Annotated in this window: 11 protein-coding genes; 1 reads left to right on the top strand and 10 read right to left on the bottom strand. The window is 38.9% G+C overall.

What is annotated here, in order from left to right:
- Window positions 1-97 precede the first annotated feature (97 nt).
- The 8 genes from sdhB to BK581_RS18665 form a co-directional block, all read right to left on the bottom strand.
- Window positions 98-862, bottom strand: coding sequence for a succinate dehydrogenase iron-sulfur subunit (gene sdhB, locus BK581_RS18695; RefSeq protein WP_078579594.1), 765 nt, complete (start codon window positions 860-862; stop codon window positions 98-100).
- Window positions 859-2631 (bottom strand): succinate dehydrogenase flavoprotein subunit, encoded by a 1773-nt coding sequence (gene sdhA / locus BK581_RS18690; protein WP_078580033.1) that lies wholly within the window; start codon window positions 2629-2631, stop codon window positions 859-861. Before sdhA ends, sdhB begins: the two co-directional genes overlap by 4 nt.
- Window positions 2632-2652: 21 nt before the next feature.
- A complete protein-coding gene (locus BK581_RS18685; protein ID WP_078579593.1) occupies window positions 2653-3264 on the bottom strand; it encodes a succinate dehydrogenase cytochrome b558 subunit in 612 nt (203 codons plus the stop codon).
- Between the two features lie 535 nt (window positions 3265-3799).
- Window positions 3800-4990, bottom strand: a complete 1191-nt coding sequence (locus BK581_RS18680; protein ID WP_078579592.1) for a Ger(x)C family spore germination protein — start codon at window positions 4988-4990, stop codon at window positions 3800-3802.
- Window positions 4977-6080, bottom strand: coding sequence for a spore germination protein (locus BK581_RS18675; RefSeq protein ID WP_078579591.1), 1104 nt, complete (start codon window positions 6078-6080; stop codon window positions 4977-4979). The genes BK581_RS18680 and BK581_RS18675 overlap by 14 nt, the downstream gene beginning before the upstream one ends.
- 28 nt (window positions 6081-6108) lie before the next feature.
- Complete coding sequence (locus BK581_RS18670; RefSeq protein WP_078579590.1) at window positions 6109-7686, bottom strand: spore germination protein; 1578 nt, start codon at window positions 7684-7686, stop codon at window positions 6109-6111.
- The gene (locus BK581_RS20485; RefSeq protein ID WP_095995573.1) at window positions 7686-7808 is read right to left on the bottom strand and encodes a hypothetical protein; all 123 of its coding nucleotides are present in this window, start codon (window positions 7806-7808) and stop codon (window positions 7686-7688) included. Before BK581_RS20485 ends, BK581_RS18670 begins: the two co-directional genes overlap by 1 nt.
- A gap of 511 nt (window positions 7809-8319) precedes the next feature.
- On the bottom strand, window positions 8320-9669 hold the full coding sequence (locus BK581_RS18665; protein WP_078579589.1) for a TrkH family potassium uptake protein: 1350 nt from the start codon (window positions 9667-9669) through the stop codon (window positions 8320-8322).
- A gap of 426 nt (window positions 9670-10095) precedes the next feature.
- On the opposite strand from BK581_RS18665, the gene BK581_RS18660 reads away from it, so the two are divergent.
- Window positions 10096-10542, top strand: a complete 447-nt coding sequence (locus BK581_RS18660; protein ID WP_169837786.1) for a DUF2507 domain-containing protein — start codon at window positions 10096-10098, stop codon at window positions 10540-10542.
- 398 nt (window positions 10543-10940) lie between these two features.
- On the opposite strand, the gene BK581_RS18655 is transcribed toward BK581_RS18660, so the two are convergent.
- Both BK581_RS18655 and uvrC read right to left on the bottom strand, forming a co-directional pair.
- Complete coding sequence (locus tag BK581_RS18655; protein WP_078579587.1) at window positions 10941-12188, bottom strand: aspartate kinase; 1248 nt, start codon at window positions 12186-12188, stop codon at window positions 10941-10943.
- 433 nt (window positions 12189-12621) lie between these two features.
- Complete coding sequence (uvrC, locus tag BK581_RS18650) at window positions 12622-14403, bottom strand: excinuclease ABC subunit UvrC (protein WP_078579586.1); 1782 nt, start codon at window positions 14401-14403, stop codon at window positions 12622-12624.
- Window positions 14404-14502: the final 99 nt, after the last annotated feature.

The following is a 14502-nucleotide window of genomic DNA, read 5'->3' as shown; positions in this document are numbered from 1 at the left end:
CGGACAAATGTTCAAACTAGTGATTAGTTAGCTTTGTGACTTTTAACCCATGAAAGGAAGAAAAGGGGTGCTATCCCCCCTTTCCTTGAGTCGTCCTTTAAGCTGTATGGTCTGTCCCAAAGAAGTTCTTAAATGATTGCAGGGTAGTCTCACGATTTAAAGCGGCGATCGATGTCGTCAATGGGATACCTTTCGGACAAGCTTCCACACAGTTTTGTGAATTTCCACAATTACTTAATCCACCCTCGCCTTCCATTAATGTTTCAAGACGCTCTGCTTTTTGCATGGCTCCTGTAGGATGTGTATTGAAGAGACGCACTTGTGACAGGGCTGCTGGTCCAATAAATTCAGACTTACTGTTCACGTTCGGACATGCTTGTAAGCACACCCCACACGTCATACATTTAGATAGTTCATAAGCCCACTGGCGTTTAGCTTCAGGCATCCTTGGACCGGGACCGAGATCATAAGTGCCGTCAATTGGAATCCAAGCTTTCACTCGTTTTAATGAATCAAACATTCTACTTCTATCGACTGTTAAATCTCGTAATACTGGGAAAGTATGCATTGGTTCTAATTTAATCGGCTGCTCTAATTGATCAATAAGCGCTGTACAGGATTGTCGCGGCTTGCCATTAATAATCATTGAACAGGCCCCACAAACTTCTTCAAGACAGCTCGCGTCCCATGCAACTGCAGTTGTTTCTTCACCATTGGCATTGACAGGATTTCGTCTAATCTCCATTAATGCTGAGATAACATTCATATTTGGACGATAAGGAATTTTAAACTTCTCGTCGTAGGCTTCACTGTTCTGGTCTTTCTGGCGCTTAATGACGAGTTCAATTGTTTTTTCACTCATGCTTTTTCACCCGCCTTCTTCTTAGAAGTATAGTCGCGCTTACGAGGCTTGATTAAAGAGACATCCACTTCTTCATACTCGAACTCAGGAGAATGAGTATCTGGATTATATTTAGCCTTCGTCGTTTTCAACCACTCTTCATCATCGCGTTCGGGGAATTCTGGCTTATAGTGTGCCCCACGGCTTTCATTTCGATTGTATGCTCCGATCGTAATCACTCGTGCTAAATTCATCATTGACTTTAATTGTCTAACGAATGCGGCACTCTGGTTCGTCCATTTTGCTGTATCGTCAATGCTAATATTATGATAGCGTTCAAGTAGTTCAACAATCTTTTCGTCAGTCGCTTTAAGCTTATCATTCTCCCTTACGACCGTCACATTATCAGTCATTAAATTACCTAATTCCTGATGCAGTTTAAACGCATTTTCATCGCCTTTCATGTTCAATATATCATCGAATTGTTGCTTATCTTTTGCTACTTGATCAGCAAACACACTTTCCGGTGTATCTTCCGACGTACTTTCTAAGCCTTGGATATATTCTGCTGCTTTAGGCCCTGCAACCATACCTCCGTAAATCGATGATAGAAGGGAATTAGCTCCAAGCCGGTTCGCACCATGGATAGAATAATCCACTTCCCCTGCTGCAAATAGGCCAGGAATATTTGTCATCTGGTCATAATCCACCCAAAGACCACCCATAGAGTAATGAACAGCTGGGAAAATTTTCATCGGCACCTTCCGTGGATCATCCCCCATAAACTTTTCATAGATTTCCATAATGCCACCTAATTTAATGTCTAGCTCTTTTGGGTCCTTATGAGAAAGGTCAAGATAAACCATGTTTTCCCCGTTAATTCCCCGCTTAAGATCCACACAAACGTGGAAAATTTCCCTTGTGGCAATATCTCTCGGCACAAGATTACCGTATGCCGGATACTTTTCTTCAAGGAAATACCACGGCTTTCCATCTTCGTCGTATGTCCAGACACGACCGCCTTCACCACGGGCTGATTCACTCATTAATCGGAGTTTATCATCTCCAGGAATAGCTGTAGGGTGAATTTGGATAAATTCTCCGTTAGCATAATAAGCCCCTTGCTCATAAACAGCTGCAGCAGCATAGCCAGTATTTATCATAGAATTCGTCGATTTTCCAAAAATGATTCCTGGGCCACCAGTAGCTAAAATAACGGCATCACCCTTAAAGGATTCAATTTCTGAAGAGTTAAGATTTTGTGCGGTCATTCCTCGACATACACCATCTTCATCTAGGACAGCGTGTAAAAACTCCCAGCCTTCATATTTGGTTACGAGACCACTGACTTCATGCCTTCTTACTTGCTCATCTAGGGCATATAAGAGTTGTTGACCTGTCGTAGCTCCAGCAAAAGCGGTTCGGTGGTGTTGCGTACCTCCAAAACGTCTAAGAGCCAATAACCCTTCTGCCGTTCTATTGAACATAACCCCCATACGGTCTAACAAATGAATAATGCCTGGTGCTGCATCACACATCGCTTTAACCGGAGGCTGATTGGCTAGGAAATCCCCTCCATAAACTGAATCATCAAAATGCTCCCAAGTAGAGTCACCTTCACCCATCGTATTTAAAGCCCCGTTTATCCCACCTTGAGCACAGACGGAATGGGACCGTTTTACAGGTACGACTGAGAATAAATCAACTTTCATTCCTGCTTCTGCTGCTTTAATCGTTGCCATCAAGCCGGCTAGTCCGCCACCCACAACGATAATTTTCCCATTACTCATCATTAACACTCCCTCTTTTTACTATCCTACGAATGCAAGAATGGACCTTACGCCTACAAAAGTTAAGGCGACAAAAATAGCCATCGTCACATACGTTGAAATTCTTTGGGATTTTGGTGTAATTGTAATTCCCCACGTAATAGCAAACGACCATAGCCCATTAGCAAAATGAAATGTCGTCGCTGTAATTCCAATAATATACAATATTAGTGCTAGTGGGTTTTCTACAATTTCAGCCATCATATTAAAATTCACTTCTGCCCCCATTGCAGCAGCAATTCGTGTCTCCCACACATGCCAAGTCACAAAGATTAACACGATAATGCCAGACGTCCGCTGAAGCCTGAACATCCAGTTTCTAAAATAACTGTATGTAGAAGTGTTATGTTTTGCTTGAAAGGCAATGTATAAACCATAAATAGCGTGAAAGATTAATGGAAGAAATATTAGCGTCGCTTCCATAAAATAGCGAAATGGGAGGTTTTCCATAAAATGTGTTGCCTGATTATAAGCTTCAGGCCCTCTCACGGCAAAATAGTTCACACTTAAATGAACAATTAAAAAAGCCCCTACCGGGATAACGCCTAACAATGAATGAAGCTTTCTGTAGAAAAATTCTCGGTTTGAAGACATCCTACTCTCCCCCTAAAATAATAGATTTCTGGAGATTAACACAGGTACAACTTTAAAAACCCTCCTCTATACTAAATTTATTAAGATAAAAACTTTGTCAATAGCTTAAAAGGTCATATTTTTGAATAATATATGACAATTCTATTTTACTCCTCCCACACACCTTCGTCAAGAAAGCGGATTCACTGATTGTTTTTATCGTAAAGCGTTTACAACGTTGGTATATTCATAAATTTCTGTCTAATTGACAGTGATATTATCATTAAAATAATCGTCATAAAGCTAAGCTTTAATCAGTAGGGATTTTCCTTCATCCCAATTTAACTTATCGGACCTTTAGGGGCAGTTTATCCACCACCTAAACTTTTCAATCTTTTTAAGTTTTCAGGTAAAGGTTTTACTGCCACTTAAGAGTGAGATAAATCTTATACTTTTTGGTGAAAGTTCCCTAAACTCTTCAACTGCCAGTCTTTCATTTTCCTGCTTAATTTTTGTTGATCACTAACCTTAGCGATAGGATTAGTCATGGCACTGTTTACTTAACAATTCTTGAACCATAATCGACAATTTTTACTGTCACATTAGATGTGATGGGAACGTCGCTAAAGGTTTGATCCCAATCATCTTTCATTTCTTCCCATACTTTAGGATGATTAATTCTTAAATGTTCTCCAAACCCCATAACATCTACTTCATATTCCTGTTGCGTTTTTTCTAGCACGCCTGTCACCAGTTGCGCCACTGTTTCTTCTATTTCCTTTTCAATCCTTTTAATGAATTCGTTATCAATGGCTTCCTCTGAATCAATCCAACTTTCAGATAACATGCCTTCTGATTTGATACTCACATCAAACGCAATTTGGGCGCCATCAATCGTAGAGGTAATCGAGCTTTCCATTTCATCTACTTCAAATATAACGATCTGATCTGTCTCCTTATCTAATGTTCTTATCACCCCGCCTTCACCTTCTCCAGTGAACCAAGTGTAGCCCTCTAACTCCTCTTCATTTAAAAAACCTAGACATTTATTTGTTTTGCCATCAATAACTGCAGCACCGGAAAATTTAACTTCCCCATTTGAAGAAACAACATTCTGTAGAAGAAAACTAGAGCCTGAATGCATTTTACCTATCAATTTTGCTAATGGCACTGGTGTCAAAAGCTTTGTTGTTCGGTATTCATTCCCTGAAATGTCTAATAAGCGAAATGCAGGGAACGTGTCGTTTTGGTTTGTCCTCAACGTCTCATAAGCTTTTCCAGAACTAACAAATGCAAGAGTACTTAATCTTACTTCATTATCGCGAAAATGGAAATCGAGTATTTCATCTAAACTGAGTGTCTTTAAAATCTCTTCACTCACAACTAGTACCTTTAAATGAGGCATAAATACAGGATGCTCATTCTCCCGCGCGAGTTCCCGCACAATTTGATGGATAGAATCTCCTGTTTGAGATATATTATTGTAGGGCTTTCTTCCACTTACTGCTTCACCATTGTCCTGACTCGTAGGGTTTGGGTTTATAAGTTGATAGGTAACTGTCAAAAGATCTTTTTTTAGAGAGTCTGTGCTTTCTTTATTTTCGGACGCCTCAGCAATATCGAATGCAACTCCTACTCCAAAACCACGCTCCTCAACTTCCACACTGCTCCAACACCCTGACATAAAGAGTATTGAAAAAAAAATGATAAATCTTCTCACCCCTCTCATAATTTTATATTTTTGCATTTACTTTGCCCCCTTTTAATTTGGTGATAATAAGAAGCAGTAATGGCACGGTACCGAATAAGAAGATCGCGCTATTACCAATCCAATCTCCTAGTGTAAAGATGTCATTGAGATCTTTAGGAACCATAGCAATGATGTAAACAACGGGAAGTACAATATATATAGACAGAGATATATTTTTATTAAAAACTTGAGCAAACCCGAGAGCTCCTGCAAAATATGTAATAATAAAAGTGGCAAATATTTGCATAACCCATACCGCAAGTAAGAGTGAATCAAATCTTTCAAAAATTAAACCGCGTAATTCATAACTTGTAATAAGATCAATCGTTGGCCATACTCTAGTTACCACACCATCAATCGAAAATACGCCGATAACCATGACAACGGTCAGCAAATAAAACACTAAAGGAATAATCGTTGCAATAACAACAACTTTTACAGCTTTAGCTGGATGTTTCATAAACGCTACGAGAAAAAGCAAAGATTCAAAACATGTATAACTAAGGGCAGTGGTTTTTATAGCTTTTAAGGCAGGGGTGACTCCTAATCCTAATACGGGACGTAAGTTATTGATTTCAAAAAGGTTATAGCTCATGAAAAGGACGAGCATGAAAATGATAACAGTAAATGGGAAAATAATTTCAAGTAACCGTACAAGCGGGTTTATTCCTCCTGAAATTAAATAGATACCCGCCCACATCATTGGCATAATCATCGCCCATCCAGGCGTATTTTCTAGTAAATAAAAGCCGGTTACTTCAGCTAGCACCCTAATTTCAAGGGCAGAAAGCGTTAAAAAATAAATGATAAATAATATGCTAAGAGTTTTACCAACTAGATTCCCCACAATATCTTGACTATATTGATAAAAGGTTTTCTCTACAAATTGTTGACTTAATTTCACAATAATTATCCCAGATATGAACGCAATAACGGCACCTAAAATGACAGTTATCCAAACATCAGGTGAATCAGCCTCCTCCACCGTTACTCTTGGCAAGGTGAGAATACCTATGGCAATGTTATAACTCGTAATAAAAACAACGGTTTGAGGCGTCGTAATTTTATCTTTAGGATGAGAGATCATTCGTTTTAATTCCTTTCTTTAGCCGAAATTAACTTTTACGTACTGAATCTTTTGTATGCATCATTTTCGGCCGGCGTTTCATTAAAAGAATCGGCATACGGAAAATAAAATCCTTCCAATCACTTACTCGGTATGGTACAGCTGGACTAACATAGGGGACGCCAAAACTTTTTAATTTCACCATATGAGCACCAAGGAAGAGGAAGAATAGAATGACCCCAAACAGTCCATATGTTGCAGCGGAAAACATGGCAACAAAACGGAGGATACGGAGTGTAACCCCTGCACTATACTGAGGAATTGTAAAGGATGAGATCGCAGTGACTGCCACAACAATGACCATGATCGGACTGACTATACCTGCTTGTACGGCAGCCTCTCCAATAATGAGTCCTCCCACAATCCCTATAGCAGGGCCAACAGGTTTAGGCAAACGTAACCCTGCTTCTCGTAAAACTTCAATCGCGATTTCCATTAAGAGTGCTTCTATCAGAGATGGAAAAGGAACGCCTTCACGTGTGGCAATAATGGACATCGTTAGCTTAGTAGGGATCAAGCCAGGATGAAAAGAAATAAAAGAAATATACAAGGCAGGCCCTGTGAGTGTAAAAAAAGCTGCCCAAAACCTTAATACGCGTATAAGTGTGCCGGGAATCCAACGTTCATAATAATCTTCCGGTGATTGTAATAACATGCTAAATGTCACCGGAAGGATCAAGGCAAATGGCGTCCCATCTAATAGAATGGCCACTCGTCCTTCCAATAATGCCCCAATAACCCGGTCAGGACGTTCCGTACTTTGTATTTGGGGAAAAGGACTGAGAACATTGTCTTCGATCAATTGCTCCACATAACCTGATTCAAGGACATTATCAATGTCAATTTTGTTTATTCTCCTCTTGACCTCTTCCACTAATTCCGTATTAGCAATATTCTTTATATAAGCTACGACAAGTTCTTTTTCAGTACTTTTCCCAACTAGGAATTTCTCAAATGATAAATTTTTATTTTTACCACTGTTTCTTAACAGAGCAGTATTCTCTCTTAGTACTTCCGTGAAACCAACTCTCGGTCCTCTCACTAAAGGTTCAGAAATTGGTTCTTCGATGTTACGGGATTTTACAATCCCTGTACCAAGATTTAATACTTCCTCTGAGCCCTCAATCAACAATGCTGTTGAACCTTTCAATACGTCTAATACTATTTCACTCACCATTCTAGTTTGATTAATTTGGCTAATTGATAGAACATGATGTTGAATATAATCGATAAATGATGAAAAAGGCTCAACAGACTGTGCTGGCTCTACTTCTTTTGGGAAACCGTACATAAGCGAATTGATAATGTATTTATTGATGAGGTGTCTGTCAGCTACCCCATCTACAAAAACAAGGGTCGCTCTAATCCCTGTCTCACCTAGATACAAGTCACGAAAATGGACATCTGAATTATGACCAATCATTTGTCTCATTTTTTCTATATCTTCAGTAAGATCACCTGTAAAATAATCGGAGGACGCTAGTGTATCCTTAGATTCTTGTTTGATATCATTCGAGGAAGTCTCTTGTTTGACTTTATTGTTTAATATCGACCATTTAATCCTCATTATTTGTCCTCAAGATCATGTACTTGGCTGAATAATTTCCTCATAATAAGAGGGACAAACATTGCGAAGAAAGCTTGCACATATACTATCCAATCTGGAAGGTAAGAAATAATTTGCTTCATGTTTGAACCTCCTTATAATATCAACAAACATTAAGGGACCGAACACTCATAGATCGTATTTTTATGCCTCATTGTAGACGTATCTCATCAAACAAAACACACCTTAAAAACGTCTCCTACACTCATATTCCGCTAAAGACATTCACTTTCTCGAGGGGGTTGCCTTCAACTAAATGATGGGACATCACCTTTTCGCATCATAGAATTATCTCAATCTCTCCGTCTTTCACTTCAGTCAAAAAAAACGAATATGTGATATTGCCTTTTTCGTATTACCTGTTTAATTGTGAACATACCTTTTCATACAAAAATATATTGATTGTTTTTCAGGATGTGACGTTATTTTTTTCCTAAATCGGCTTTTTTATGCGATCGTTTTTACGTCTTGCGATATCTTTCAAATAAAATAAGCCTTCCTTTTTATTTTCAAGGAAGACTTATGACGGGCACTTCTTATTCTTATGTGATTTTATTTATATTCCAATGTCTTAATCACTATTTTTACAGACTTTTAGCCAATGATAATTCTTTCTGTCGGATATTTATAATGGACTTTTTTCTCTTTTGCTCTAATGGAAAATAAAAACGCCACAAGCCCTACTCGACCAATTAACATCAGGATCATGAGTGTAATCTGGCTCGGAAGTGTTAAATGGGGAGTGATTCCCATAGATAATCCACACGTCCCAAACGCTGAGCTCGCTTCAAAAATAATCGCCATAAGTTCAATTTCACTACTGTGTTCAAACCCTGCGATCAGTATTATGGACATAAAAAGTCCAACAACGAACACAGATAGGACAATAAATGCTTTTTGCCGATCCTCCTGATGAATTTCGCGGCCAAATACTTTCACATCACTACGACCTAAAGCAAAGCTTTTTATCGTTAAGAACATCACCGCTAACGTCGTCGTCCTAATACCACCACCCACACTAGAAGGACTGGCACCAATAATCATCAGTGCAGATATAAGCAAAAGACTCGCTAACGTTAAGTGAGAAATGTCCATCGTCGCTAACCCCCCACTTCTAGCCGTAGCAGAATTAAAGATGGAGAAAAAGAGCTGTTGGTGCCACGATAAACCCTCATAAAACGCATTTCGTTCAATAAGCCAAAGACCAGCTACACCTACTATAAACACGATAAAATACGTTGTAGTCGTAATTTTTGTAAATAAACTAAATCGATAATTGGGATTAGCAGATGAAAAATAGGCTTTTAATTCCATTAGTACAGGGAAGCCGATAGCTCCTGCAAAAATGAGTAAAATATTAACTAGTTGAACGAAATAATCATCGGCAAATGGGATTAAAGATTGGCCTGTCACATCAAATCCTGCATTTGTAAAAGCCGACAATGCTCCAAAAGCCCCTTGATAATACGCTTCAGCTGGCGTATCAAAATAATTTAAATAATATGTACCGAGTATGAGTGCACCTACAATTTCAATTAAAAGAGCTACTAATAAAATTCCCCTCATTAGCTTAACAAGGCCAGAATAGGAGATCTGATTCTGATCGACCATGATGAGCATTCGTTGAGACAAAGCAATTTTCTTACCTAGCACCATCCAAACAAATGTCCCCAATGTCATCACCCCGATACCCCCTAATTGAATAGCGGCAGCGAGGAAAAAAACACCTAGGGTGCTATACGTTTCTGAAACGTTCACTACTGTTAACCCCGTTACGCTGACAGCGCTAACAGCGGTGAACAACGCTTCCGAATAAGAAACTGACACCCCAGCTTGTGAAGAAATAGGTAAAAACAGCAAAACACTAAAAAGAAACATAGCAACTATGTATGAACCCACTATAATTCTAAAAGGGGTTAACATTTTCGACAACTTCATTTTCATCTTTACTTACCTCCAACAGATATCGGGGTTAAGTATATCATGGTTCTCTCAGGTGTTGCCATACTCGTTTAAAAATTTTCTTTAGCAACTTTTATTGCCTCGCTAATGATTGCTTTTTTCTTTCCATACACTGGTACTCTCAGTCGTTCATACTTTCCACCGCGCAACAACACAATAAAGAATCAAGAGAATAGCTTTTCTAGGACAACGCCTCTTATATACTAAGTATTTCCCCTAAAACACATAACCGAGTAAAAAGACAAATTACTATATGTCTTTCCTAGAATTCTTTAATAAAACAGCCAATAAGGTAAGCCTTTATGATAAGATTAAATGAAAAGTTACCTTATTATTGTATAACTACTTTAATTGATACCTGCGAGAGAGTAGGTTGATGTGATCACCATTAGACGAAGGATGAGAATAATGACAGACAAACAGAGTGTTCAAGACGTTGAGGAAAGACAGCTAGTCCCAGCTTATGGATATGATTTGCTGAGACAAGATGTTTTACCTGAACTATTAGGAGAAGATGAAGCAGTAATATTATATTGGGCTGGTAAATCGTTAGCTCGAAAAAAGATGAAGGATGTCGAAAGTGTAGGCATAGAAAATTTTTTTAACGATGCTAATTGGGGTAAAGTAAAACAAGTAAAAGAAAAAGGGGAAGAAAAAGTCTATGAATTAACTGCAACACACCAAAATAAAGACAGGCCTTTTTCCTTAGAAGCTGGTTTTTTAGCTCAAATAACTGAAAATGAAAAAGCACTTATTTCGGAGGCATCTTATTCAATAAAAAAGAAGAAGCCATTGACTGTATCAATTACTGTGAGGTGGGATAGAAAAGATCCTGCCCGTGAGATTGAGCTTTAAAACTAACTTTATGGAAGCTTTCCCTTATTTTTCGTTAAGGGTTATCTCTTCTTATAGTTACTCTCCGTCTATGTTGCCACCCCACAAGAATGTCAGCCAAGGGCTTTTAAAAGAATGGGGATATAACCAAAAGAAGCTGTCACCAAACATATACGTTGTTGGGACAGCTTCTTACTTCTACTCACGCTTTAAATAGGTACTGTTGAATAACTCCACCTTTGAAATCAGAGGTACGGCTTGCATAGCTTCGCTTTCACCCAAGGGCATCAACTGTGACATCGCCCTTGTCGTGTCTTACTAGTCCGCAGAGAAGCTACCGAGCCTCCTCAAGCTTCACCTTTGTGGGGGCTCGCCTTGCTTCCTTTTCCGCAAGAGTCTCCGCTTTTCCAGCGTCTCATTTAACCTTTTACAGCTTCAATTTTTTCCTTTTCTTTAGCATCTAAATCAAAGTAGGCATGAAGTGCTTCTACAGCTTTCACCATGGTTTCTTCAGGTACAACTGCAGATACAGCTATTTCTGAGGTACTGACCATTTTAATGGCTACTTCTTGCTCTGCCAGCACTTTGAACATATTGGCCGCTACGCCTGGATTAGACACCATGCCTGAACCTACGATTGACACTTTTGCCAGTGAGCTTTCATGACGGACGGTGCTATAGCATAGTTCAGCTTTATTATCATGAATGATATCAAGGGCTTTCCCTAGGTTGGCTGTATCAATGGAAAAGGACACATTTAAACCATGGTCGGCTGTCATTTGTTGAATAATGATATCCACATTAATGCCCTTTTCAGCTAATAATGTAAAGAGAACTGACATCGTATCATACCGGTTAGGTAAACGTTCAATCGTAATTTTAGTCACATTTTCTTCAAATGCTAATCCACGAACAACTAAATTTTGTTCCATAGTCGCTTCCTCCTCCACTAGTGTCCCTTCCACGTCCTCCATACTAGATCTGACGATAAGTGACACATTGTAGTTCTTTGCAAATTCAACAGCTCGAGGGTGTAAAACACCAGCGCCTAAGTTAGCTAATTCAAGCATTTCATCATAGGCAATACTGTCTAATTTTCGTGCTTTTTTAACATAACGTGGATCAGCTGTAAACACGCCCGTAACATCTGTATAGATGGAACAGGTTTCTGCTTCTAGAGCAGCGGCAAGTGCCACTGCTGTTGTGTCAGAACCGCCTCTTCCTAAGGTCGTAATATTGCCTGAAGCACTAACTCCTTGAAATCCTGCTACAAGTACAGCTTTTCCTTCATCTAAGTGCTTTTGAACGTTCTCCGTTTTTATATCCGTAATACGTGCATCTTGATGCACATCTTCAGTTTCAATTCCTGCTTGCCAGCCAGTTAAAGAAACCGCATCAACCCCAAGTTCCTTTAGCGCCATAACAACTAAAGAAATCGTCACTTGTTCCCCGGTGGTTAAAAGCATATCCATTTCTCTTGGGTCGGGTGAATCGGTAATATCGTTTGCCAGTTCCACTAGCTTATCCGTTGATTTTCCCATTGCTGACACTACCGTAACAACTTTTTGTCCATCGTCCATTTTTCGTTTAATTTTTTTCGCAACTCGTTTAATTTTTGTTACATCTCCCACAGATGTCCCACCGAACTTTTGAACAACCGTTGTCAATATGAACGCCTCCTCGACCTATTGCAAACATTTTTTGTTCAAGTTTTTCCTTTAAAAATCATCTTCTTAAAATACAAAGAAAGTTCCGATTTTTTTGCATACAGCGATACTTTTTTTCACTCTCACATAAAAACGACAGAGAGATGTCTCGCTGTCGTGATCGACTGACTATACAGAATTAAAGTTCTCTGGTAGATAGTCTTCCACACAGGTTATTACATTGAAAAAGTCACTGATACATGGTATGCCCAGCGCGGATAAGGAGAGCAGAGTGCCACAACCTCTTACAATAGGGTGCAATTCTTTCTAATAGTTTCGCTGCTTCTACCACATCTTCTCGGATAAAGTGTGGGTTCTTTTTTCAAATATCATGTTGCAAAACTCATTTAATAGGTTATCAAACGTTTTTCACTAAGGCAACATGGATCTATCCTCATTTATTACCTTCTTCATCCATGACTCTTCTTAACGTTTGAGCAACAGACTGAGGTACTCCCACACTCTGAATTTCTTCAACAGACGCCTCTTTTAAGCGTTTCAATGAGCCAAATTCCTTTAGTAGCAGACGTTTTCGTTTTTCTCCAATCCCTTCAACTTTATCTAAAACAGAGGTAAACATTGATTTTTTCCTAACATTCCGGTGAAAGCTAATGGCAAATCTGTGTACCTCATCTTGTATACGTTGTAACAAATAAAATTCATCACTTGATTTACTTAAGGTAATAATGTTCGGGGGATCACCCATCATAAGTTGAGACGTTTTATGCTTCTCATCTTTTACAAGGCCACAAACGGGAATACTAAGTCCAATCTCATCTTCAAGTACCCCCATAGCAGCTGAAATCTGACCTTTTCCCCCATCAATGACGATCAAGTCAGGTAATGGCTGTTCTTCTTTTAGTAACCTTAAGTATCGTCTTCTAACGACTTCCCTCATAGATTCATAGTCATCCGGTCCTTGTACCGTTTTAACTTTGTATTTGCGATAATTTTGTTTGTCTGGCTTACCGTCTATAAAGGACACCATCGCCGAGACAGGGTCGACACCTTGAATATTAGAATTATCAAAAGCTTCAATACGGTAAGGTGTATCAATGTTCATGGCCTGCCCTAATCGTTCAATAGCAATGATTGTTTTTTGTTCATTTCGTTCAATAAGGTCAAATTTTTCTTGCAAGGCTAGCCGGGCATTTTTTGTCGCTAGTTCGACAAGTTCTTTCTTCTGTCCGCGCTTCGGTTGGATCACCCGTACATTCAAAAATTTCGACACCATCTCCATGTCAACAGATGAAGGTAAGAAAATCTCCGTTGGCTTTTTGTGCTGTTCCTCTAAATAAAATTGACCAAGAAACGTATAAAAATCATCTACAGGGTCTTGATAAGTTGGAAACATGGATACATCCCGTTCAATCAATTTTCCTTGTCTGATGAAAAACACTTGAACACACATCCATCCCTTATCAACATAGTAGGAGAAGACGTCTCGATTTACTTGGTCCGTTAACGTCATTTTTTGTTTTTCCATGACAGCTTCAATATGCTTCACTTGATCCCTAAATTCTTTAGCACGTTCAAAATTTAATTCCTCGGAAGCTTGCAACATTTTGTTCGTCAGGCTTTCTTTCACTTCTTTGTGTCCACCGTTTAAAAATTTAGCAATTTCTTCAACCATGTTATCATTTGTATCTTTCGTCACTGTAAATTCACACGGTGCAAGGCATTGACCAATGTGATAATACAAGCATACTCTATCTGGCAGTGTCCTACATTTTCTCAGTGGATAAAGCCGATCCAGCAATTTTTTTGTCTCATTTGCTGCTTGAGCATTAGGGTAAGGACCGAAATATTTTCCACCGTCTTTTTTTACTTTTCTTGTCGTAATAAGGCGCGGATGTTCTTCCTTAGTAATTTTTAGAAAAGGATAAGTTTTGTCATCTTTTAATAGCACGTTGTACCGTGGTTCATATTTTTTTATAAGGTTTTGCTCAAGTAAAAGAGCTTCCAAGTCTGAAGAGGTTACAATATATTCGAAATCTACAATCTCACTTACAAGCCTTTGTGTCTTTTTATCATGTGATCCGGTAAAATAAGAGCGAACTCTATTTCTCAAAATTTTCGCTTTCCCCACGTAAATGATCGTATTATGCTTATTTTTCATCAGATAACAGCCCGGCTGCGCTGGGACAAGCTGAATCTTCTCCTTTAATTGGGTCATAACAATCATCCTTTAACATCAATTAACCTTACTATAGCATGGGCATTTCTCACGTTTCCACTCTTATATAAAACGAACCTTCAATCAGTGGCGTTTTTT

The organism is Salipaludibacillus agaradhaerens (assembly GCF_002019735.1).
GTDB lineage: Bacteria > Bacillota > Bacilli > Bacillales > Salisediminibacteriaceae > Salipaludibacillus > Salipaludibacillus agaradhaerens.
Note: the sequence above shows the minus strand (reverse complement) of the source record. Positions and strands in the feature narration are given on the sequence as shown.

What these genes read in the sequence shown, in the direction of transcription:
- sdhB (WP_078579594.1), bottom strand. Translation starts at nt 862, where the DNA reads ATGAGTGAAAAAACAATTGAACTCGTCATTAAGCGCCAGAAAGACCAG.
- sdhA (WP_078580033.1), bottom strand. Translation starts at nt 2,631, where the DNA reads ATGAGTAATGGGAAAATTATCGTTGTGGGTGGCGGACTAGCCGGCTTG.
- BK581_RS18685 (WP_078579593.1), bottom strand. Translation starts at nt 3,264, where the DNA reads ATGTCTTCAAACCGAGAATTTTTCTACAGAAAGCTTCATTCATTGTTA.
- BK581_RS18680 (WP_078579592.1), bottom strand. Translation starts at nt 4,990, where the DNA reads ATGCAAAAATATAAAATTATGAGAGGGGTGAGAAGATTTATCATTTTT.
- BK581_RS18675 (WP_078579591.1), bottom strand. Translation starts at nt 6,080, where the DNA reads ATGATCTCTCATCCTAAAGATAAAATTACGACGCCTCAAACCGTTGTT.
- BK581_RS18670 (WP_078579590.1), bottom strand. Translation starts at nt 7,686, where the DNA reads ATGAGGATTAAATGGTCGATATTAAACAATAAAGTCAAACAAGAGACT.
- BK581_RS20485 (WP_095995573.1), bottom strand. Translation starts at nt 7,808, where the DNA reads ATGAAGCAAATTATTTCTTACCTTCCAGATTGGATAGTATATGTGCAA.
- BK581_RS18665 (WP_078579589.1), bottom strand. Translation starts at nt 9,669, where the DNA reads ATGAAAATGAAGTTGTCGAAAATGTTAACCCCTTTTAGAATTATAGTG.
- BK581_RS18660 (WP_169837786.1), top strand. Translation starts at nt 10,096, where the DNA reads ATGACAGACAAACAGAGTGTTCAAGACGTTGAGGAAAGACAGCTAGTC.
- uvrC (WP_078579586.1), bottom strand. Translation starts at nt 14,403, where the DNA reads ATGACCCAATTAAAGGAGAAGATTCAGCTTGTCCCAGCGCAGCCGGGC.